Here is a 21,048-nt window from a genome sequence, read left to right on the forward strand (position 1 = left end):
GGAGAAGGTGGCTCGCGGAGCGAGACGGATGAGGGGTGTGAGCGCCTCGGCGTCCGGTCAGGCTTCCGGTTCGACAAACAGTTTAGAACGTCGCGCCGACACCCCTCATCCGAGCGCCTTCGGCGCCCACCTTCTCCCTCAAGGGGAGAAGGGCCATCCGCGCATTGCCTTCCCCCGCGACACCCGGTTAGCGTCTCTTAAAACAACCCCCCAAAACCAACCAGGAAACGACCCGTGGCCATTCCCGCTTCCCTGCAGTCCGGCCTGAAGCTGCCGGTCATCGCCTCACCCATGTTCCTGGTGTCCGGCCCGGATCTGGTGGTCGAGGCCTGCAATGCGGGCGTGATCGGCACCTTCCCCTCGCTGAACCAGCGCACGACCGAGGGCTATCGGGAGTGGCTGCAAGAGATCAAGTCGCGCCTGAAACCCGACGCCGCCGCCTTCGGCGTCAACCACATCGTCCATCCGACCAATCCGCGCCTGATGGCCGACATGATGGTCTCGGTGGAGGAAAAGGTCCCGCTGATCATCACCTCGCTGGGCGCGGTGCGCGATGTGGTGGACGCGGTGCACGGCTACGGCGGCGTGGTCTTCCACGACATCGCCAACGTCCGCCATGCCCGGAAAGCCGCCGAGGCCGGCGTGGACGGCCTGATCCTGGTCGCCAACGGCGCGGGCGGGCACGCGGGCGTGGTCAACCCCTTCGCCCTGATCAACGAGGTCCGCAGCTTCTATGACGGGACCATCATCCTGGCGGGCTGCCTGTCGACCGGTCAGGACGTGGCCGCGGCCCTGATGATGGGCGCCGATTTCGCCTATATGGGCACCCGCTTCATCGCCACGGCGGAAAGCGCGGCCCAGCCCCACTACAAGGACCTGATCGTCGCCTCAGGCTCGGCCGACATCACCTATACGCCCGCCGTCTCGGGCATCCCCGCCAACTTCCTGACCCCGTCGCTGATCGAGAACAAGATCGACCCCAAGGCCCTGCCCGAGCACAAGCTGGACATGAACGAGGAAGCCAAGGCGTGGAAGACCGTCTGGTCCGCCGGCCAGGGCTCCGGCTCCATCCACGACACGCCGACAACGGCCCAGCTTGTAGCGAGGTTGGCGGATGAATTTTCGCAAGCCTGTGACAAATTCGATAAGAAGCGGCTTTAGAGGCGGGCTCGTTGCTTTAACGAGGCCCTCCATGCTCCGCACCCTGACGAACGCCGCCCTTCTCGCCGCCGCCCCCCTGGTCCTGCTGTCCACGACGGCCCAGGCCCAGGATGCGGGCAAATGGTCCTTCGAGGTCGGCGCCGCGACCGACAACCGCTCCAAGGCCGCGTCCAAGTCCGACGGCAACCCCTATGCCTACGGCGTGGCGGAATGGGAGAGCGCCAGCGGCCTCTTCTATGGTTCGGGCGGTCTGGAAACCATCGACGCCGGCGGCTCCAAGCTGGAGTCCGAGCTGGTGGCGGGCGTCCGTCCCGAGTTCGCCGGCTTCGACTTCGACCTGAACGTCGCCCACAAGAACCGCTTCGACGCCGACCCGGGCTATGACAACGACGCCTGGGAATTCACCGCCGACATGAAGCGCTCGATCGGCCCGGCCAAGGCGCGCCTGCGTCTGCAGCACTCGCCGGACGGCACCGGCTCGACCAAGGCCTGGACCTGGGTCGCCCTGCGCGGCGGCTGGGACTTCACGGACAAGCTGCACGTCTCGGCCGAGGTCGGCCATCGCGATCAGGACAACAGCGTCGACTACACCGGCTGGAACGTCGGCGCCTCCTACGCCCTGACGCCCAAGACCGAGCTGGAGCTGCGCTGGCACGACACCGACGCCGACGTTCCGGGCGAGCAGTACAAAGGCGCCCTGGTGGCCGGGATCAACTTCGCGTTCTGATTTCCTGACCGCCCGATGGTGGCCAATCGGCGGAAAGTCCCTACGTTAGCGGCATGACTTTCCGCCCTACCACCTTGGAACGCGCCTATCAGCTGGCGGAAAGCGGCGCTTGCCGCACCGTCGGCGACGTCAAACAGGCCCTCCAGAGCGAGGGTTACGACCGCATTCAGGACAGCCTCTACGGCGGCACCATCACCGCCGCCCTGCGCAAGCGCTGTCAGGAGAACTACGTCGGCGGCCTCGGCGACGCCGCCGCGGTTGAGGAAGAAGACGCCTGAATCCAAGGGGTCTTGCTTTGGGCGCGATTGCCGTCCATTTTAACGAAGTCGATCTCTCTGCGTAACGCTGCTGCCCCTTTGCTCTGCGCACCGAGGACTAGGCCGATCCATTCAGACCCGACAGGCCAAAGGGGCTCTTCCCTGAGGTCAACGACTAGCGGAGGTCCTGAAAATGGCTACCGGCACTGTGAAATGGTTCAACTCCACCAAGGGCTACGGCTTCATCCAGCCGGATGACGGCGGCAAAGACGTGTTCGTGCACATCTCGGCTGTCGAAGCTGCCGGCCTGCGTGGCCTCGACGAGAACCAAAAGGTCTCGTACGAAATCGAGCGCGACCGTCGCTCGGGCAAGGAATCGGCCGGTCAACTGAAGACCGAAGGCTGATTTCGGCCTCGTCAGGGCTCTAGCCCGGACGAAGAAATCGAAGGGGCGCCCCGGTCAGCCGGAGCGCCCCTTTTTCGTGTCAGGCGAGCGCCTGATCCAGATCGGCGATCAGGTCGGCGATGTCCTCGACCCCGACCGACAGGCGGATCAGGTTGTCGGTGACGCCGCCGGCCTCGCGGACCTCCTTGGGCACGCTGGCGTGGGTCATGATGGCCGGATGGTTCACCAGGCTCTCCACGCCGCCCAGCGACTCCGCCAGGGTGAAGACCTGCACCCGCTCCAGCACCCGCTTGGTGCGCTCCAGGTCGCCGTCGATCAGCACCGTGACCATGCCGCCGAAACGACCGTTCATCTGGCGCGCGGCCAGCTCGTGCTGCGGGTGGCTGATCAGGCCCGGATAGATGACCTTGGCGACGCCGCCATTCGGTTGATCGGCCCGATCTTCCAGCCAGCGGGCCACGGCCAGAGCGTTCTCGTTATGCGCCTTCATGCGCAGACCCAGCGTCTTCAGCCCCCGGTTGGCCAGGAAGGCGTCGAACGGCCCCATGACGCCGCCGATGGAGTTCTGCAGGAACTTCAGCTGGGCCGCCATCTCGGCGTCCTTGGCCACCAGAACCCCGCCGACGATGTCGGAGTGGCCGTTCAGGTACTTGGTCGCCGAATGCATGACCACGTCGGCGCCCAGGGCCAGCGGCTGCTGGCTCCATGGCGTGGCGAAGGTGTTGTCGACGATCAGGATCAGCTTGTGCGCCTTGGCGATCTTCGACAGGGCCTCGATGTCGGCCAGCTTCATCAGCGGGTTGGTGGGCGTCTCGACCCACAACATCCGCGTCTTGTCGGTGATGGCCGCCTCGACTGCGGCCAGGTCGGTCAGGTCGATGTAGCTGAAGTCCAGCCCCATGGAGCGGCGCCGCACCCGCTCGAACAGCCGCCACGAGCCGCCGTAGAGGTCGTCGCCGGTGACGATGTGCGAACCCGCGTCCAGCAGCTCCAGCGCCGTCGACGTCGCCGCCATGCCCGAGCCGAAGCCGAAGGCCTGAACCCCGCCCTCGAGATCGGCGATGCAGGCCTCGAAGGCCTCGCGCGTCGGGTTCTTGCCGCGCGCGTACTCATAGCCCTTGTTCACGCCCGGGCTTTCCTGGGCGTAGGTCGAGGTGGCGTAGATCGGCGTCATCACCGCGCCGGTCGTCGGGTCGGGCTTCTGGCCGGCGTGGATGGCGCGGGTCGAGAAACCCTGACTGTTCTTCAGCGAACTCATGATCTTGTCCTGTCTCAACGACGGCCGATGTTGCCGTCGAAAAATTCCGAGGACCGGGTGAACACCTCGGCCCATTGTCGTGCACTCAGAAGATGCCCGGCGCCCTGCAGCGTCTGGACCCGCACGGGCACCTCATGGTCGCGCATGAAATCGACCCAGGCGGCCGTGTTGAGCGGCTTCACATGGGTGTCGTTCTCGGCTCGAATGACCAGAACCGGGATATGCCGTCGCGGATTTCGCGGCGTATAGACATCCACCCCGCCCGCTAGACCGATCGCCGCGCCCGTCCGACCGCCCCCCAGAGCCCCGTCCACGGCGACGTAGGACCCCAGGGAATAGCCGAACAGGCCGATCCGTTCTGGCGCGACGCCCGCCCGTGAGGCCAGCCAGTCAGCCCCGTCCAGCCCGACCCGTCTCCAGGCCGCCATGACCGGCGCCGGCCGCCGACCATCGTCGGGCGCCGCATCGACGAACAGCGGCGTCAGCACGGCATAGCCGTCGGAAGCGAACCGCAGCGCCAGTTCGTGCCAGGGCCCGGCGCTACGGATACGCACGCCTGATCCATGCATCATGACGACGCCGGACCCTCGCGCATCGCCCTGAGCGGGGTAGTAGATGGCGCGGATGGACTTGCCGCCGCTGTCGAAGGTCACGCCTTCAAAAGGCGCGACCTGCGCCACGGCGCCGCCGCCCAGCGTCGCCAGGGCGACGCCGCCCAGAACGCCCACCGCTGCGCGACGGGTCGGCACGGTCCTACCGGTTCAGGCTCAGGTGGTTGATCAGGTCGGTGCGGGCGATCAGGCCGACAAAAGCCTCGCCGTCCAGCACGATGGCCACACGGTCCCGGTCGAAGATGGGGATCAGGGCGTCCAGGGATTCCGTCACCTGAAGCGTGTCCAGATCGCGCGTCATGGCCGAGGACACGGGCATGGCGAAGCGCTCCTTACGGGTGATGTCGTCGGTGTTCATGATGTGGACGATGTCGCTCTCGTCCAGAATGCCGATCAGACGACCGTCCTGAATGACCGGTAGCTGGGACACGCCGTCGCCCTTCATCCGCTTGAAGGCGGTGTCCAGGGTGTCGTCGGGGCCGATCACCACCACGTCGCCGTTGGCGTACTTGCGGGTGATCAGGTCCGACAGGTCGCCGTGCAGTTCGCGCTGGGTCAGGCCCTGATCGGCCAGCCAGGCGTCGTTATAGACCTTGGACAGATACTTGGCGCCGGTGTCGCAGACGAAGGTCACGACCCGCTTCGGCTCGGTCTGCTCGCGGCACCAGCGCAGGGCCGTGGCGATCAGGGTGCCCGACGACGAGCCCGCCAGGATGCCTTCCTTCAGCAGCAGGTCGCGCACGGTGGCGATCGCCTCGCTGTCGGGGATGGAATAGGCCATGTCGATCAGGTCGGGATCGGCCGTCTCGGGCATGAAGTTCTGCCCGATGCCCTCGACCGAATAGCTGCCGTCCGGTCCGGCCACGCCCTCGTTGATCAGGCCCGCCAGCGCCGAGCCCACCGGGTCGGCCAGAATGATCTTGGCGTTCGAGCCCTGCGACTTGAAGTATTGCGCGTTGCCCGTGATCGTCCCGCCCGAGCCTATGCCGGCGACGAAGGCGTCGATCTGACCGTCCATCTGCTCGAAGATTTCGGGGCCGGTCGTCTTGAAGTGCGCCTCGGTGTTGGCGTCGTTGGCGAACTGGTTGACGAAATAGCCGCCCGGAATCTGCTGGGCCAGGCGCTCAGCCATGTCGGTGTAGTATTCGGGGTGGCCGTGCGGCACGTCTGAGCGGGTCAGGCGCACCTCGGCGCCCATGGCGCGCAGGTGCTGGATCTTCTCCTTCGACATCTTGTCGGGGATGACCAGCAGGACCTTGTAGCCCTTCTGCTTGCCGACCAGCGTCAGGGCCAGACCCGTGTTGCCCGCCGTCGCCTCGACGATGGTGCCGCCCGGCTTCAGCCAGCCCGCCTTCTCGGCCGCCTCGATCATCGACAGGGCGATGCGGTCCTTGATCGAGCCGCCGGGGTTCTGGCTTTCCAGCTTCAGGAACAGACGGCAGGGGCCGGTGTCGATCCGCGTCACCTCGACCATCGGCGTCTTGCCGATCAGGTCCAGCAGCGACCCCACGGGGCGGGACAGGACGGGGGCGTCGGACATCGACATGCGGAAGGCTCCGGAAAAGGCGTGTTCAAGGGCGGAAGCTGGGCGTCGGCGTCCTCGCGGTCAACTCACGCAAGTTTTCACCCATTTGCCCCGAAGCGCATTACATAGGACGCAATGACCAAGACGCCGAAACGCCCCGCCGCGGGCCTGCCCGACAAAGACACCCTGATCGCCTTCCTGCGCGAAGCCGGCGAGGCCCAGAAGGCCGACATCGCCCGCGCCTTCGGATTGAAGGGCGTGGAACGCCGCCAGATGCGCGAAATGCTGAAGACGCTGGAGGCCGAAGGCGCCTTGGGCAAGCGCGGCCGCAAGGGCTTTTCCGAGGCCGGCGCCCTGCCCCCCGTCGGCGTGGCCGACGTGGTGGATCGCGACGCGGACGGCGAACTGTACGTCGAACTGGTCAAGGGCGGCGAGGACGCGCCGCGCGCCCTGCTGCTGCCCGACCGCGAAGGCAAGAGCCCGGCGCCCGGCGTCGGCGACCGGCTGCTGGTCAAGTTCGCGCGCGGCGCCGAGGGCTGGGAGGCCCGGCTGGTCAAGCGACTGGACGCCGGGACCAACCGCGTCCTTGGCGTGATCCGCAAATCGGCGCGCGAAACCCGCGTCGAGCCGGTCGACAAGCGCTCCAAGGACGTGCTGTTGATCCCCTCGGCCCAGGCGGGCGACCTGCGCGACGGCGACCTGGTGCTGGCCTCGATCGAAAAGGGCGACCACCGCTACGGTCCCAAGCGCGGCAAGATTCTGGAGCGCATCGGCCGCGAGGATGATCCCCGCGCCGCCTCCATCATCGCCATCCACGCCCACGGCCTGCCCACCGGCTTCTCGGAACAGGTCGAGCGCGAGGCCGAGGATCAGGCCCTGCCGACGCTCAAAGGCCGCGAGGACCTGCGCGAAATCCCCTTCATCACCATCGACCCCGCCGACGCGCGCGACCACGACGACGCCGTCTACGCCCAGCGCGACGAGGACCCGAAGAACGAGGGCGGCTGGGTCGTCTGGGTCGCCATCGCCGACGTGGCCGCCTACGTCCGTCCCAACTCGGCGCTGGACCGCGAGGCGCGCGACAAGGGCAACTCGACCTACTTCCCCGACCGCGTCGAGCCGATGCTGCCGGAAGTCCTGTCCAACGGCCTGTGCAGCCTGAAACAGGGCGAGAACCGCGCCTGCCTGGCCGTGCGCATGATCTTCGACAAGGACGGCAGGAAGACCGGGCACAAGTTCCTGCGCGGCCTGATGCGCTCGCACGCCAAGCTGTCCTACGAACAGGCCCAGTCCGCCATCGACGGGCCAGAAAAAGGGGGTGGGCAGGACGACGTGACGGGTCCGATCATGGACGCCATCCTCTATCCGTTGTGGAACGCCTATTCGACCATGCTGAAGGGCCGCGAGCGCCGCAGCCCGCTGGCCATCGAAAGCCCCGAGCGCAAGGTGCTGATGGACCCCGGCGGCGGCATCGGCGCCATCGAGCCGCGCAAGTCTCTGGAAGCCCACCGCCTGATCGAAGAAATGATGATCCAGGCCAACGTCTGCGCCGCCGAGACGCTGGAGAAGGCGCGCACGCCGCTGATCTATCGCGTCCACGAGGCGCCCAGCCAGGAGAAGATCTTCAACCTGGCCGACTTCCTGCACACCATCGCCATGCCCTGGAACAAGGGCGAGACGCCCAACACCCGGCGGTTCAACAAGCTGCTGGACGAGACGCGCGACGGCCCGCACGCCGAGGTGGTCAACGAGGTGGTCCTGCGCACCCAGATGCAGGCCATCTACAGCCCCGAGAACGTCGGCCACTTTGGTCTGCACCTGGAACGCTACGCCCACTTTACCTCGCCGATCCGGCGCTATTCCGACCTGATCGTGCACCGCGGCCTGATCCGGGGCCTGAACCTGGGCTCGGACGGGCTGACGGATCGCGAGATCGCCGAACTGGCCGCCATCGCCGAGCAGGTGACGACGACCGAGCGCCGCTCGATGGCCGCCGAGCGCGACGCCATGGACCGCTACATCGCCGCCTTCCTGGAAGACCATGTGGGCGCGACCTTCGCCGGACGCATCACCGGCGTCACCCGCTTCGGCCTGTTCGTGCGGCTGGACGAGACGGGGGCCGACGGCCTGGTGCCGGTTTCGACGCTGGGCAGCGAATATTTCACCCACGACGACCGCGCCCACGCCCTGGTCGGCGAGCGCACGGGCAAGCGCTTCACCCTGGGCCGTCGCGTCGAGGTCAAGCTGATGGAGGCCACGCCCGTCACCGGCGGCCTGGTGCTGGAGATGATCTCCGAGCCCGACCCGCGCGATCCCAACGCCCCGGCCCCGCGCTACGGCATCCGCGGGCGCGGCGGCGACGGCCCGCCCAAGCGCGGCGCCAAACGTCCCGGCGGCCCCAAGCCGCCCAAGGGCGGCCGCCCCTCCGGCGGGCTGAAGGGGGTTCGCAAGGGCAAGCGGCGGTGAAGCCCGCCGCCCCCTTCGACGCCGCTCAGGATCTGGCTGACGCCCCGCGCACGGGCGGCGGTCAGAAGCCCAAGGACGCCGCCACCCTGATCCTGACGCGCGGCGGCGCCCAGCCTGGGTCGCCTCCCGAGGTGCTGATGGGCCGCCGGGCGCCCGGACACGTCTTCATGGCGTCGAAGTGGGTCTTTCCCGGCGGACGCATCGACCGCTCCGACTTCACCGCCGCCTCGACCGGAGAGCTGTCGTCCGACGTCGCCCGGCGGTTGGAGGCCGAGATGCCCGCCCGCCGCGCTCGCGCCCTGGCCCTGACCGCCGTGCGCGAGACCTTCGAGGAAACTGGCCTGATCCTGGGCCGCCCCGCGCCGCCCGCCTCGGTGGCCGGACCGTGGCGCGAATATCGTCAGGCGGGTGCCCTGCCCGACCTGTCGGTCCTGTCCTACGTGGCCCGCGCCATCACCCCGCCGGGCCGCACACGCCGCTTCGACGCCCGCTTCTTCATGGCCCCGGTCGAGGCCCTGCGTGATCCCGACCGGATCGAGGGTTCAGGCGAACTGGACGAGATCGCCTGGCTACCGCTGGACGAGGCCCGCGCTCTGGACCTGCCCGCCATCACCCGTTTCGTCCTAGGCGAAATGGCCGAGCGGCTGACGCATCCCGACCGCCCCCTGCCCTTTGTCCGCATGGTGCGCGGCCGCCACGTCGTCGAACACAGGGACTGAGACCATGGCCCAGCAGACGATCACCCTGCGACTGACCATCAACGATCCCGTGCCGGGCGTCTGCTACAGCCTGCAGGGCAAGGACGGCGAGCCCGTCGACGCTGTGACCGCCACCGAGGCCCCGCTGTCGCTCGACGCGCCCGTCACGCTGAACGACGACGGCCGCCTGACCGGCCCGTTCGTGCGGCGCGAAGGACCGGAGCGACGCTTCGTCTATATCGGCATAGGAACCCACGCCGGCTTCCCCGGCGCCGCCTGGAGCCGGCGGGCCAAGATCGACGTCCACGACATTCCCGTCGCCCTGCTGGACGCCGCGCGGCAGGGCCGCACGCTAGAGGTTCGCCTGCCCGGTCGGGCGCGGGACGGCGGCCCGGCCTGCGCCACCGTCCGCCCGCATGAGCCGTGGAAGGCCGTCTGATTCCCTACTGGGCGACCGGCTTCTTCAGGTCGAACTCGACGCGGAAGTGGCGGCCGGGACGACGCAGCTCATAGGCGAACATCCGCGCCGGATGGACCTCCATCGCCCAGGTGTTTGTGGTCGAGACCGAGGCGTTGTTGGCGTTGAACAGGTCGATGGATTCCTGATCGACCGGAAATTCCTGGCGCTCGGCTGTGCCCGCGCCCGCCGTGTCGCCGCCATACCAGTGCAGCACATCGGTCGTGCCGTCGTCATGGCGGTGATCATGCTTCAGCCGCAGCCCCGTGGCGGTGCGCGTCACCACCCAGGTTCGCGAACGATCGGTCCCGACCCAGAAAGGAATGCGAATCTCTTCGGTCGAGCAGTCGCGCACGTGCATCAACAGGCGCTGGCTGGCGAAATCCGAATCGGCGGCGTCGGTGGTGACCACCTTGCCCTCGAATCTCTGGCCGCACAGGGCGCTCAGATTCTTGAAGAAGGCGTCCTGCGGCGTGTCCACGCGCGCTGCGGCGGGCGAGGACGACAGGGTCAGGGCGGCGGCCGCGAGGGCGATCGAGATCAGGGCTTTCATTTCATCACCCTAACCGTTAGGAGCCTTTCCTCAACGCGACATCGCGGGCGTTGACTTTAAGCCGCGCCTGAGTATGTTCCGCGCCTCTCGTTTCATGCGGCTTTCGCCGTCGCAAAGGTAATTCCGATGGCCAAACCGGCTTCCATCAAGATCCGCCTGAACTCCACCGCCGACACCGGCTTCTTCTACGTGACCAAGAAGAACGCCCGTACGATGACCGAAAAGATGGTCGTCAAGAAGTACGACCCGGTCGTCCGCAAGCACGTCGAGTTCAAGGAAGGCAAGATCAAGTAAGGGCCTGATCGCCCCGAGCCTCTCGGCTCGCTTGACTGCAGAATTCGAAACGCCCGGCTTTTCAGCCGGGCGTTTTTCGTTGTTGGCTCAATAAGAAAGCACCCTAGGCCGCGCGGGCGACGACCTTGTTGCGGCCCGAGGCCTTGGCCTCATAGACGCCTTCATCGGCGCGTTTCAGCAGGGCTTCAGGCGTATCGTTCATGCCCGTCGTCGCGGCCACGCCGACCGAGACCGTGATGTTCAGATGCGCCTTGCCGTCCATGACGCGAAAGGGCGCGGCGCCGACATCCCGGCGAATCCGTTCGGCGATTCGATGGGCGTCCTCCAGCGCCGTGCCGGGCATGACCACCACGAATTCCTCGCCGCCGAATCGGCACGGCAGGTCCACCGCCCGCACATTGGTCGCCAGCCGCACCGAAAATTCGCGCAGCACCTCGTCCCCTGCGTCGTGACCGAAGCCGTCGTTGACGGCCTTGAAGTGGTCGATGTCCAGCACCAGGACCGAGACCTGCTCGCCTCCGCGATTGGTGCGCGCGACCAGGGCCTGAAGCTGGTTGGTCATGTAGCGACGGTTGTGCAGCCCGGTCAGGGCGTCGGTGACGGCCATCTCCAGACTGTGATCCAGCTTTTCGCGCAGGAAGTCGCCGTAGCGTTTGCGCCGCACCTGGGTCCGCACCCGCGCCGACAGTTCCTCGGGATCGACCGGCCGCGTCAGAATATCGTTCGCGCCCAGATCCAGCGCCTTCAGCAGGCGGGGCCGGTCCTGCGAATCGACCAGGGCCAGAATCGGCAGGCGCCGCGTCGGCTCCTTGGAGCGCGCCTGGGCGATCAGCCTCAGCCCGTCAAAGCCTTCGGAGGTGACGTTGACGATCATCAGATCGACCGGACCGCGCGCCGCCTCCAGGGCAGCCGCCGGATCGGACTCGATCAACGGGCGATGCTCGACCGCCAATTCCTGCGCCACCTTGGCGGCTTGCAGGGCGTTGTCGTCGACGACCAGGACCCGCCCGCCCGATCCTTTCAGCCGCGCCACGCCGGCGGTGTCGACGCCAACGCGCCGACCGCTCTCCTCGCGCTCTCGCAGTTCGTCCATGACCATCTTCAGCCGGGTCAGGCTCTTGACCCGCGCCATCAGGATCGCGTCGTCCAGCGGCTTGGTCAGGAAGTCGTCGGCGCCGGCTTCAAGTCCCCGGATACGGTCATGCCGCCCGTCCAGCGCCGTCACCAGCACCACCGGGATATGTCGGGTTTTCGCCTCGTGCTTCAGCCGGCGGCAGGTGTCGAACCCGTCCATGCCGGGCATCATGACGTCCAGCAGGATCAGGTCCGGCTGTTCGGCGACAGCCAGACTGATCGCCGTCAGCCCGTCGCTGCAGGTCAGGACATCGTAATATTCGATCGTCAGCTTGGCTTCGAGCAGTCGGACATTGGTCTCGACGTCGTCCACCACCAGGATGCGCGCGCTCATGTCGCCCTACCCCAGATGCTTGCGGATCGTCTCGAGGAACGACACCACCGAGATGGGCTTGGAGATATAGGCTTCACAACCGCCCTGCCGAATCCGCTCCTCATCGCCCTTCATGGCGAAGGCGGTAACGGCGATGACGGGGATATGGTTCAGTTCCTCGTCGTCCTTGAGCCACTTGGTCACTTCCAGCCCCGAAATCTCCGGCAGCTGGATATCCATCAGGATCAGATCGGGTCGGTGCTGGCGCGCGATGGCGAGCGCCTGCAGCCCTTCGCGGGTCTGCAAGGTCTCGTACCCCTGGGAATCGAGCAGATCATGAAAAAGCTTCATGTTCAGCTCGTTATCCTCGACGATGAGGACTTTCTTGGACATCCGCCACCCGGCTGTTTCGCCAAAAATCGCGCCGTTGCGCAGGGCTTTTCGCCTTCTTCGGATGCACTGTGGCGCACCCAGTCTTAAGTTGAGATGAAGCTGCCATTTTTGATGCGCTATCGCTTCGCTACCTGAGCGCAAACGGAGTTCCCCTTGGCCCTGAAGGCCGTCTGCCGCGACTGTCTGTGGACCGGCGACCGCAAGGTCGAGCGGTGTCTGAGTTGCGCCTCGCGTCGGGTGATCGCTCATGACGAACTGGGCGACCTGACCATCGCCCATCTGGACTGCGACGCCTTTTACGCCTCGGTGGAGAAGCGCGACCGGCCGGAACTGCGCGACAAGCCGGTCATCATCGGCGGGGGCAAGCGCGGCGTGGTCTCGACCGCCTGCTACGTGGCGCGCCTTCACGGCGTCGGCTCGGCCATGCCCATGTTCAAGGCGCTGAAGGCCTGTCCCGACGCCGTCGTCATCAAGCCTGACTTCCGCAAGTACGTGGCCGAGAGCGAGCGCATCTTCGGCGCGGTCGGCAAGCTGACTCCCCTGGTCCAGACCCTGTCGCTGGACGAGGCCTGGATCGACCTGTCGGGGACCGAGCGCCTGAACGGCGGTCCGCCGGCCTTCCAGCTGATCCGCCTGCAGAAATGGATCGAGGACGAGACCGGCCTGACCGTCTCCATCGGTCTGGCCCCCAACCGCTTCCTGGCCAAGATCGCCTCGGAGATGGACAAGCCGCGCGGCTTTTCCATCATCGGCGCGGCCGAGGCCAAGGGCCTGCTGGCCTCGCGCCCGGTCAACATCCTGCCCGGCGTCGGCCCGGTGTTCGGCCGCACCCTGCGCTCCGACGGTTTCGCCACGGTCGGCGATCTGGCCGCCGCCGACGTCAAGGATCTGATCCGGCGCTATGGCGAGACGGGCCTGCGCCTCTACGACCTGAGCCACGCCCGCGACGCCCGCCCCGTCCGCCCGGACCACGACCGACGCGGCATGAGCGCCGAAACCACCTTCAACGACGACCTGACCGCCGCCGAGGACCTGGAGGCCGAGTTGTGGCCCCTGTGCGAGAAGCTGGCGTCCAAGGCGCGGCGCGACGGCGTGGCCAGCCGGGTCGTGGTGCTGAAACTGCGCAAGGCCGACTTCAGGATCGTCACCCGCCGCATCACCCTGGCCGAGCCGGTGCAGACGGCGCGGGTGCTGTTTTCCGCCGGACGCGACCTGTTGAAACCCGAACTGGGCGAGCCCTATCGCCTGATCGGCATCGGTCTGGCCGAGATCGCCGAGGCGGGCGCCGCCCCCGCCGGTCTGTTCGCCACCGCCGAAACCCGCGCCCTGAAGACCGAGACCGCCATCGACGCCCTGCGCGAGAAATTCGGGGCCGCCGCCGTGGTCGCGGGCCGCGCGCTCAAGAAGCCCGGATGACGCCGCCCGTCTGGCGCGCTACACCCCGCTCGAACCCCTCAACGGAGTCTCCGACATGAGCATCCACGCCCGCATCGCCGAACTCGGCATCACCCTGCCGGAACCGGCCAAGCCCGTCGCCAGCTACGTCTCCTACGTCCAGTCGGGCGAGCAGATCTTCATCTCGGGCCAGCTGTCGAACGACGCCAACGGCGGCATCAAGGGCACCGTCGGCGTGGACGTGACCCCGGAGCAGGCCGCCGAGGCCGCCCGCCTGTGCGGCGTCAACCTGCTGGCCCAGATCAACGCCGCTGTCGACGGCGACCTGGATCGCGTGGTCCGCATCGTCAAACTGGGCGCCTTCGTCCAGGCCGGCCCGGACTTCGAAGCCATCCCCGCCGTCATCAACGGCTGCTCGGACCTGATGGTCCAGGTCTTCGGCGACGCGGGCAAGCACTCGCGCTCGGCCGTCGGCGTCTACAAGCTGCCGCTCGGCTTCGCCGTGGAAATCGACGCCATCATCGAGGTGAAGTGAGCTTCACGCTCCAGGTTCACGACGGGATCGCCGACATAGGCCGGGACGCGTGGGACGCCTGCGCGGCCCCGACCGGCGATCCCTTCGTCTCCTACGACTTCCTGCACGCCTGCGAGGCGTCCGGCAGCGCCGTCCCGTCCCAGGGCTGGGCGGCGCGCCACCTCTCACTGCACGACGAAGACGGCGCCGTGATCGGCGTCATGCCCCTCTACCTGAAGGGCCACAGCCAGGGCGAATACGTCTTCGACCACGCCTGGGCCGACGCCTATCAGCGCGCCGGCGGGCGCTATTACCCAAAACTGCTGGGCGCCGTGCCCTTCACCCCGGCGACGGGGCCGCGCTTTCTGCACGCGCCGGGCGCGGACGCCGCGACGGTGCGCGAAGCCCTGCTGCAAGGCGCGCTGACGTTGGTCGAGCGGCTGGGCGTCTCGTCCCTGCACGTCAACTTCCCGACCGAGGCGGAATGGCGCGTCATGACCGAGGCGGGCCTGCTGCCGCGCCGCGACATCCAGTTCATCTGGCGCAACGACGGCTATCGGAGCTTCGACGACTTCCTGGCCGCCCTGTCGTCCAATCGGCGCAAGACCATCCGGCGCGAACGGCGAGAAGCCCAGGCCGGGCTCGACATCCGCGTCCTGACCGGCCCCGAGATCACCGAGGCCTGTTGGGACGCCTTCTTCGCCTTCTACATGGACACCGGCGACCGCAAATGGGGCCGGCCCTATCTGACGCGCGACTTCTTCGCCCGCGTCGGCGCGACCATGGCCGACCGCATCGCCCTGGTCATGGCTTTCCGCGAGGGGACGCCGATCGCGGGAGCCCTGAACTTCATCGGCCGCGACGCCCTATACGGCCGCCAGTGGGGCGCGCTGGAGGAGGTCCCCTTCCTCCATTTCGAGCTCTGCTATTATCAGGCCATCGATTTCGCCATCGCGCGCGGCCTGTCCCGCGTCGAGGCGGGGGCGCAGGGCGAGCACAAGATCGCCCGCGGCTACCTGCCCTCCCTGGTTTATAGTGCCCACTGGATCGCCGATCCGGCCCTGCGCGATCCGGTCGCCCGCTACCTCGACAACGAACGCCCGGCGGTCGAGGCGGAAATGGAAGCCATGACGGCCGACCTGTCGCCTTATCGCCGCACCTGACGCCGTATGACGACATGCTGCGGAACTTGCGGCGCCGCGATACGCTTCCAATGTGAGTCTCCTCCTCACATTTCAGGGATCACCATGACCGATCAACGTATCGAAGGCGTCGCGACGGAACTGAAGGGCAAGGCCCAGAGCGGCTTCGGCCGTCTGACCGGCGACCGCAAGCTGCAGGTCGAAGGCAAGCTGAACGAGGTGAAGGGCAAGGCCCTGAACGCCTATGGCCGCGTCATCGACGGTCTGGACGGCATGGTCGAGAAAGCCCCGGCCGACCTGCGCGAACCGGCGCGCAAGGGCCTGGACTTCGCCCGCCGCAAACCCCTGCTGACCACCGGGATCATCGCCGGGGCGGCGGTGCTCCTCGGCGCCCTTGGGCGTAAGCGCTAGGCCTCAACCGTTGTCGGCCGCCTGAGCCAACAGGCGGCCGATCTCGGCGTCCACCTGATCGGCGGCGTCCAGTTCGACGGTGGCCGTCAATCGCTCGGACCAGCTTTCGCGCCGCGCGGACGGCGACAGGCGCGGCGAGGCCTCCGGCGCCAGCTTCAAACCCAGCAAGGCCCGACCGCCCTTCAGCGGACGCATGGCCGCGAACTGGACACTGCGCGAGAAGGCCGTGTAGCCCTTGCGCTGGCCCGAGATGATGCCCTCGACGCCGTCCGCCACACGCTCGACCGCCTCAAGGATCGCCAACGAGGCCGGATCCTTCCACAGCGCCGCGCGCAGGGCCTCAGGGTCGTCCCAGCCGGGACCGTCGGCGGGACGGCAGGCGTCCAGGATCTGCGCCGCGTGGTTCACGCCGACGCCATGGGTCGCCTTCAGCCAGGCCGCCTGGGCGCGCGGGCTGGTCTCGGGACAGGTCTTCATGATCGCGACCCAGTCGGCCAGCGGCTTGCCGGTGTTCTTCTCCAGATTGGCCTGAACCGTGGCGAACCACCTCTTCTGCCGCTCGGTCAGCACTGCGGTCATGTGTCCCTCCATTTGCCCGGACCATGCCCCTGCCCGCGCCGAAGAAAAAGGCCCGGGCGTTTCCGCCCGAGCCTCCGACTGCAAACCTGAGCGAAATCAGGCCGTTTCTTCTTCATCTTCCTTCACCGCCGCGCCCTTGGCCGGGGTGATGTCGAAGGCGATCTTGCCGTCCTTCAGCTCGACCTTGACGTGTCCGCCGCGGGTCAGGCGGCCGAACAGGATGTCGTCGGCCAGCGGCTTCTTGATGTGCTCCTGGATGACGCGGGCCAGGGGCCGTGCGCCATACAGTTCGTCGAAGCCGTTCTTGGCCAGCCAGTCGGTCGCCTCGTCGGTCAGCTCGATGGTGATGTTGCGGTCCGCCAGCTGGGCGTCCAGCTGCATCATGAACTTGCCGACCACCGAACGGATCGTTTCGGCGCCCAGCGGCTTGAAGGCCACGATGGCGTCCAGACGGTTGCGGAACTCCGGCGCGAACAGGCGCTGGATGGCCTTGTCGTCCTCGCCCTCGACCTTGCCCCGGCCGAAGCCGATGGAGGCGCGAGCGTTGTCGGCGGCCCCGGCGTTGGTGGTCATGATCAGGATGACGTTCCTGAAATCGACCTTCTTGCCGACGGCGTCGGTCAGGGTCCCGTTGTCCATCACCTGCAACAGGATGTTGTAGACGTCGGGGTGGGCCTTCTCGATCTCGTCCAGCAGCACCACCGAGTGCGGGTGCTGGTCGACGGCGTCGGTCAGCAGGCCGCCCTGGTCATGGCCGACATAGCCCGGAGGCGCGCCGATCAGGCGACTGACCGTGTGGCGCTCCATGTATTCGGACATGTCGAAGCGCTGCATCTCGATGCCCAGGGTGGAGGCCAACTGCTTTGCGACTTCTGTCTTGCCGACGCCGGTCGGGCCGCTGAACAGGAAGGCGCCGATGGGCTTGTTCGGATCGCGCAGACCCGCCCGCGCCAGCTTCATCGCCGCCGAGACCTGATCGATAGCCTGTTCCTGACCAAAGACGGCGCGTTTCAGATCGCTCTCCAGCTCGCGCAGGGATTCCGTGTCCGACTTGCTGACCGACTTGGGCGGGATGCGGGCCATCTTGGCGATGACAGCCTCGACCTCCTTCTGGCCGATGACCTTCTTGCGCTTGGATTCCGGCAGCAGCATCTGCGACGCCCCCGCCTCGTCGATCACGTCGATGGCCTTGTCCGGCAGCTTGCGGTCGGTGATGTAGCGCGCCGACAGGTCGACCGCCGTGCGGATGGCGGCGTCGGTGTAACGCAGCTTGTGGTGGGTCTCGTAGGTCGTCTTCAGACCCTTGAGGATCTTCACCGTGTCCTCGATCGTCGGCTCGTTGACGTCGATCTTCTGGAAGCGACGCACCAGGGCGCGGTCCTTCTCGAAGTGCTGGCGGTATTCCTTGTAGGTAGTCGAGCCCATGCAGCGCAGGCTGCCCGAGGCCAGGGCCGGCTTCAGCAGGTTGGACGCGTCCATCGCCCCGCCCGAGGTCGCGCCGGCGCCGATCACCGTGTGAATCTCGTCGATGAACAGGACCGCGTTCTCGTGCGTCTCCAGTTCCTTGACGACCTGTTTCAGCCGCTCCTCGAAGTCGCCGCGATAGCGGGTGCCGGCCAGCAGCGCCCCCATGTCGAGCGAATAGATGGTGGCGTCCTTCAGGACATCCGGCACCTCGCCGTTGACGATCTTGCGGGCCAGCCCCTCGGCGATGGCGGTCTTGCCGACGCCGGGGTCGCCGACCAGCAGCGGGTTGTTCTTGGTCCGGCGGCACAGGATCTGGATCGAGCGCTCGACCTCGGCCTGCCGCCCGATCAGGGGGTCGATCTTGCCGTGGCGAGCTTTGTCGTTCAGGTCGACGCAGTAGGCTTCCAGCGCCTCGCCGCCCGATTTGACGGCGGCAGCGTCCTCGGCGTCCTCGGGGCTGGCGCCGCGCGCGGGACGGGTTTCGGCCGCCCCGGGCTTCTTGGCGATGCCGTGGGCGATGAAGTTGACCGCGTCATAGCGCGTCATGTCCTGCTCTTGCAGGAAGTAGGCGGCGTGACTCTCGCGCTCCGAGAAGATGGCGACCAGGACATTGGCCCCCGTCACCTCTTCGCGGCCCGACGACTGGACGTGGATGACCGCGCGCTGGATCACGCGCTGGAAGCCCGCCGTCGGCTTGGCGTCGTCACCGTCGGCCGTGGCCAGAGCGGCCAGGTCATTGTCGACATAGAGGGTCAGCGCCGTCTTCAGCGCGACTAGATCGACGTTGCAGGCCGTCATCACGCCTGAGGCGTCGGTGTCGTCGATCAGGGCCAGCAGCAGGTGCTCAAGCGTGGCGTACTCGTGCCGGCGCTCGTTCGCATAATGGACCGCGCGGTGCAGGGTCTCTTCGAGAGGACGAGAAAAGGAGGGCATGGGAAGATCCTCTCAGTCTTTTTCCATCGTGCATTGCAGTGGGTGCTGGTGACGGCGCGCCGTCTCGACCACCTGGGCGACCTTGGTTTCGGCCACTTCGTAGGTGAAGACGCCGCAGACCCCGACGCCATGCTGGTGCACATGCAGCATGATGCGGGTCGCGTCTTCCCGGCTCTTCTGGAAGAACCGTTCCAGCACGTAGATGACAAACTCCATCGGCGTGTAGTCGTCATTCAGGATCAGCACCCGATACAGCGAGGGCCGCTGAAGCTTTGGTTTTGTCTCGGCGACGACGGCGGCGCCTGCGCCTCCGCCTTGTTCACCTGGCCGTCTGGTAGGCATTCGTCGTCCGTCTTCGGGGGGAGTCGATGGATCAGATAGGTGATGATGGCCTGATTTGTAGAGGCGTCCAGTCACGCGTTGCGTGAACGGCCCATCTTGTGACGCTTGATGCAGGCGACCGCGTCGCCGGACGCAAAAAGGCCCCGGCGTTTCCGCCGGGACCTGTATTGTACGCTTACCGAAAGTCGTCAGGCTTAGCGGGCGGCCTGGAAGCTCTCGACGGTCGCGGTCACGCGCTCGTTGATCGGCTTGAAGCTGTCCTTCACCGAGGCGGTGAAGATCTCGGTCGCCTTGCCGAACTGGGCCAGATAGGCCTCGGCGGCCGACTTGGCCCACGAGGTCTGCAGTTCGACCAGTTCCTGCACCGAACGGGCCTGGCTCAGCGACTGGGCGGCGGCGACGCCGTCTTCCCAGGTCTTCTTGGAGAAGGCGAGCGTCTCTTGCGACAGGGCCTCAGCGCCCTTCTGGGCGGCGGCGGCCGACTCGACCACGGCTTCGAGGTTCTTCTTGCCGTGGGCGTTCAGCTCGGTCAGCGAGGCGACAGACTTGTCCACGCCTTCGCGGAACGCCTTGGCGCCCGCGGCCTGGATGGACTCAGCCTGGGCCTTGGCCTTGGCGGTGGTTTGTTCGACGGTCTTCTTAACAGTCTCGGCGGCGTCAGCCATTGGGACTCTCCTGAAGCGATAAAGGGCTCACGACGAACGACGTTCACCGCGACAAGGGATCATATGGTGCAAGTGCGAAATGACTTCAAGTGAAATTTGTGCGACGCAACATATGGACGACAACCACGCGCCCCGACCCGCGCCGATCACAACTCCGTTGACGGCTTGTTAACCGTCTCGAAACACGTCGGACCGATGTTAGTTTCTGTAACGCGCGGTGATCAGGGTCGTCTTCGCGCCACAGTGACGAGGCTAGTAGATTGACCATGAACGCTGCATTCCGCCGTCGCTTCCTGGCCGCCCTTGTTCTCGGCGGCGTCGTCCTGACCCCGGCCATCGGCGCGCCGCCGCCGGTGGCCCAGTCCTCGGACAACTCGCGCTACGCCTCGATCGTGGTCGACGCCGCCTCGGGCGAGGTGCTGTTCTCGCGCTTCGCCGACGCGCGGCGCTACCCCGCCTCGATCACCAAGGTCATGACCCTGTACCTGACGTTCGAGGCGCTGGAGTCCGGCAAGGTCAAGCTGACAGATAACCTGACGGTCTCGCCGCGCGCCGCGTCGCAGCCGCCGTCGAAACTCGGCCTCGCCGCCGGCCAGTCGATCAGCCTGGACGACGCCATGAAGGCCACGGCGGTCCGCAGCGCCAACGACATGGCCGTGGTCCTGGCCGAGCATATTGGCGGCTCCGAGGCCCAGTTCACCGCCCGCATGACGGCCAAGGCCAGGGAGCTGGGCATGGACCACACCCGCTTCACCACCGCCAACGGCCTGCCCGACACGCGTCAGGCAACGACCGCCCGCGACCTGTCGATCCTCAGCCGCGCGGTGATGCGCGACTTCCCGCAATACTACCGCTACCTCGGCCTGCACGACTGGTTCTACAACGGTCGCGACTACCGCAACACCAACGGCCTGCTGGCCAGCGGGCGCGGCTATGACGGCATCAAGACCGGCTTCACCAACGCCTCGGGCTACAACCTCGCCGCCTCGTCGGTGCGCGACGGCAAGCGGATCATCACCATCGTCATGGGCGGCCGCTCGACCCGGAGCCGCAACGACCACGTCGCCGAGTTGATGGACACCGGGTTCGAGGTCCAGCGTAAACGCGGCCAGGGCGAACGCATCCAGGTCGCCCAGACCTATTTCGAGCAGCACGGCTTTGGGATCAGCAGTGATCCAAACCCGCCCGTCGCCTATGCTTCGCTGTCCGAGGAAGACGGAGAAGGCGTCGGCTCGACCGCCGTGGCCTATGTCGCCGGCCCGCCGCCGCGCACCCTGCCGACCGAGGTGACGCCGCCGCCCTCGGCCCGCACGCCGACAGCGACGCCCGCGCCTCGCGCCGTAACGC

The 21,048-nt window shown here is 67.0% G+C and carries 23 protein-coding genes; 13 read left to right on the top strand and 10 right to left on the bottom strand.

Annotation, left to right across the window (positions count from 1 at the left end; translation table 11 throughout):
* The first annotated feature begins 234 nt into the window (after nucleotides 1-234).
* The 4 genes from ACREEF_RS11875 (at nucleotide 235) to ACREEF_RS11890 (ending at nucleotide 2,551) form a co-directional block, all read left to right on the top strand.
* Nucleotides 235-1,161, top strand: coding sequence for an NAD(P)H-dependent flavin oxidoreductase (locus tag ACREEF_RS11875; RefSeq protein ID WP_431565787.1), 927 nt, complete (start codon nucleotides 235-237; stop codon nucleotides 1,159-1,161).
* A gap of 31 nt (nucleotides 1,162-1,192) precedes the next feature.
* Nucleotides 1,193-1,888, top strand: a complete 696-nt coding sequence (locus ACREEF_RS11880; RefSeq protein WP_431565788.1) for a TorF family putative porin — start codon at nucleotides 1,193-1,195, stop codon at nucleotides 1,886-1,888.
* Between the two features lie 53 nt (nucleotides 1,889-1,941).
* Entirely contained in the window at nucleotides 1,942-2,166 is a 225-nt protein-coding gene (locus tag ACREEF_RS11885) for a hypothetical protein (RefSeq protein ID WP_431565789.1), read from the top strand.
* A gap of 172 nt (nucleotides 2,167-2,338) precedes the next feature.
* Entirely contained in the window at nucleotides 2,339-2,551 is a 213-nt protein-coding gene (locus tag ACREEF_RS11890) for a cold-shock protein (protein ID WP_003167329.1), read from the top strand.
* Between the two features lie 79 nt (nucleotides 2,552-2,630).
* On the opposite strand, the gene ACREEF_RS11895 is transcribed toward ACREEF_RS11890, so the two are convergent.
* Genes ACREEF_RS11895 through ACREEF_RS11905 form a run of 3 tightly spaced genes read right to left on the bottom strand, consistent with a single transcriptional unit; the run spans nucleotide 2,631 to nucleotide 5,966 of the window.
* On the bottom strand, nucleotides 2,631-3,809 hold the full coding sequence (locus ACREEF_RS11895; protein WP_431565790.1) for a cystathionine gamma-synthase: 1,179 nt from the start codon (nucleotides 3,807-3,809) through the stop codon (nucleotides 2,631-2,633).
* A gap of 14 nt (nucleotides 3,810-3,823) precedes the next feature.
* Nucleotides 3,824-4,558 (bottom strand): dienelactone hydrolase family protein, encoded by a 735-nt coding sequence (locus ACREEF_RS11900; RefSeq protein ID WP_431565791.1) that lies wholly within the window; start codon nucleotides 4,556-4,558, stop codon nucleotides 3,824-3,826.
* Nucleotides 4,559-4,562: 4 nt separating this feature from the next.
* Nucleotides 4,563-5,966, bottom strand: coding sequence for a pyridoxal-phosphate dependent enzyme (locus ACREEF_RS11905; protein WP_431565792.1), 1,404 nt, complete (start codon nucleotides 5,964-5,966; stop codon nucleotides 4,563-4,565).
* Between the two features lie 114 nt (nucleotides 5,967-6,080).
* Between ACREEF_RS11905 and rnr the strand changes: the two genes are divergently transcribed.
* Genes rnr through ACREEF_RS11920 form a run of 3 tightly spaced genes read left to right on the top strand, consistent with a single transcriptional unit; the run spans nucleotide 6,081 to nucleotide 9,548 of the window.
* A complete protein-coding gene (rnr, locus tag ACREEF_RS11910; RefSeq protein ID WP_431565793.1) occupies nucleotides 6,081-8,411 on the top strand; it encodes a ribonuclease R in 2,331 nt (776 codons plus the stop codon).
* The gene (locus ACREEF_RS11915) at nucleotides 8,408-9,130 is read left to right on the top strand and encodes an NUDIX hydrolase (protein ID WP_431565794.1); all 723 of its coding nucleotides are present in this window, start codon (nucleotides 8,408-8,410) and stop codon (nucleotides 9,128-9,130) included. Before rnr ends, ACREEF_RS11915 begins: the two co-directional genes overlap by 4 nt.
* 4 nt (nucleotides 9,131-9,134) lie before the next feature.
* Nucleotides 9,135-9,548: a DUF5990 family protein gene (locus ACREEF_RS11920; protein ID WP_431565795.1), complete on the top strand. Its 414-nt coding sequence runs from the start codon at nucleotides 9,135-9,137 to the stop codon at nucleotides 9,546-9,548.
* Nucleotides 9,549-9,552: 4 nt separating this feature from the next.
* Here ACREEF_RS11920 and ACREEF_RS11925 read toward each other — a convergent pair whose 3' ends face one another.
* Nucleotides 9,553-10,119 (bottom strand): hypothetical protein, encoded by a 567-nt coding sequence (locus tag ACREEF_RS11925; protein ID WP_431565796.1) that lies wholly within the window; start codon nucleotides 10,117-10,119, stop codon nucleotides 9,553-9,555.
* 126 nt (nucleotides 10,120-10,245) lie between these two features.
* Here ACREEF_RS11925 and rpmG point away from each other — a divergent pair, with 126 nt between their 5' ends.
* Nucleotides 10,246-10,413, top strand: a complete 168-nt coding sequence (gene rpmG / locus ACREEF_RS11930; protein WP_003164451.1) for a 50S ribosomal protein L33 — start codon at nucleotides 10,246-10,248, stop codon at nucleotides 10,411-10,413.
* A 103-nt stretch (nucleotides 10,414-10,516) separates the two neighbouring features.
* On the opposite strand, the gene ACREEF_RS11935 is transcribed toward rpmG, so the two are convergent.
* Nucleotides 10,517-11,881, bottom strand: a complete 1,365-nt coding sequence (locus ACREEF_RS11935; protein WP_431565797.1) for a PleD family two-component system response regulator — start codon at nucleotides 11,879-11,881, stop codon at nucleotides 10,517-10,519.
* 6 nt (nucleotides 11,882-11,887) lie between these two features.
* Nucleotides 11,888-12,253, bottom strand: a complete 366-nt coding sequence (locus ACREEF_RS11940) for a response regulator (RefSeq protein ID WP_184273318.1) — start codon at nucleotides 12,251-12,253, stop codon at nucleotides 11,888-11,890.
* A 153-nt stretch (nucleotides 12,254-12,406) separates the two neighbouring features.
* Here ACREEF_RS11940 and ACREEF_RS11945 point away from each other — a divergent pair, with 153 nt between their 5' ends.
* The 4 genes from ACREEF_RS11945 (at nucleotide 12,407) to ACREEF_RS11960 (ending at nucleotide 15,715) form a co-directional block, all read left to right on the top strand.
* Entirely contained in the window at nucleotides 12,407-13,669 is a 1,263-nt protein-coding gene (locus tag ACREEF_RS11945; protein WP_431565798.1) for a DNA polymerase IV, read from the top strand.
* Between the two features lie 55 nt (nucleotides 13,670-13,724).
* Nucleotides 13,725-14,183, top strand: coding sequence for a RidA family protein (locus ACREEF_RS11950; RefSeq protein WP_431565799.1), 459 nt, complete (start codon nucleotides 13,725-13,727; stop codon nucleotides 14,181-14,183).
* Nucleotides 14,180-15,325, top strand: a complete 1,146-nt coding sequence (locus ACREEF_RS11955; RefSeq protein WP_431565800.1) for a GNAT family N-acetyltransferase — start codon at nucleotides 14,180-14,182, stop codon at nucleotides 15,323-15,325. The genes ACREEF_RS11950 and ACREEF_RS11955 overlap by 4 nt, the downstream gene beginning before the upstream one ends.
* 84 nt (nucleotides 15,326-15,409) lie before the next feature.
* Nucleotides 15,410-15,715, top strand: a complete 306-nt coding sequence (locus tag ACREEF_RS11960; RefSeq protein WP_431565801.1) for a CsbD family protein — start codon at nucleotides 15,410-15,412, stop codon at nucleotides 15,713-15,715.
* Between the two features lie 3 nt (nucleotides 15,716-15,718).
* Here ACREEF_RS11960 and ACREEF_RS11965 read toward each other — a convergent pair whose 3' ends face one another.
* The 4 genes from ACREEF_RS11965 to ACREEF_RS11980 form a co-directional block, all read right to left on the bottom strand.
* Nucleotides 15,719-16,294 carry a DUF4287 domain-containing protein gene (locus ACREEF_RS11965; protein ID WP_431565802.1) on the bottom strand — a complete coding sequence of 192 codons (576 nt, stop codon included), beginning with the start codon at nucleotides 16,292-16,294 and terminating at the stop codon, nucleotides 15,719-15,721.
* A 96-nt stretch (nucleotides 16,295-16,390) separates the two neighbouring features.
* Nucleotides 16,391-18,694, bottom strand: coding sequence for an ATP-dependent Clp protease ATP-binding subunit ClpA (gene clpA / locus ACREEF_RS11970; protein ID WP_431565803.1), 2,304 nt, complete (start codon nucleotides 18,692-18,694; stop codon nucleotides 16,391-16,393).
* Nucleotides 18,695-18,706: 12 nt separating this feature from the next.
* Nucleotides 18,707-19,036 carry an ATP-dependent Clp protease adapter ClpS gene (gene clpS / locus ACREEF_RS11975; RefSeq protein ID WP_431565804.1) on the bottom strand — a complete coding sequence of 110 codons (330 nt, stop codon included), beginning with the start codon at nucleotides 19,034-19,036 and terminating at the stop codon, nucleotides 18,707-18,709.
* Between the two features lie 194 nt (nucleotides 19,037-19,230).
* Nucleotides 19,231-19,701: a phasin family protein gene (locus ACREEF_RS11980; protein WP_431565805.1), complete on the bottom strand. Its 471-nt coding sequence runs from the start codon at nucleotides 19,699-19,701 to the stop codon at nucleotides 19,231-19,233.
* Between the two features lie 266 nt (nucleotides 19,702-19,967).
* Here ACREEF_RS11980 and ACREEF_RS11985 point away from each other — a divergent pair.
* A partial coding sequence (locus tag ACREEF_RS11985; RefSeq protein ID WP_431565806.1) for a D-alanyl-D-alanine carboxypeptidase family protein occupies nucleotides 19,968-21,048 on the top strand: 1,081 nt, incomplete at its 3' end.

The sequence above is a fragment of the Brevundimonas sp. genome (assembly GCF_050729455.1).
GTDB lineage: Bacteria > Pseudomonadota > Alphaproteobacteria > Caulobacterales > Caulobacteraceae > Brevundimonas.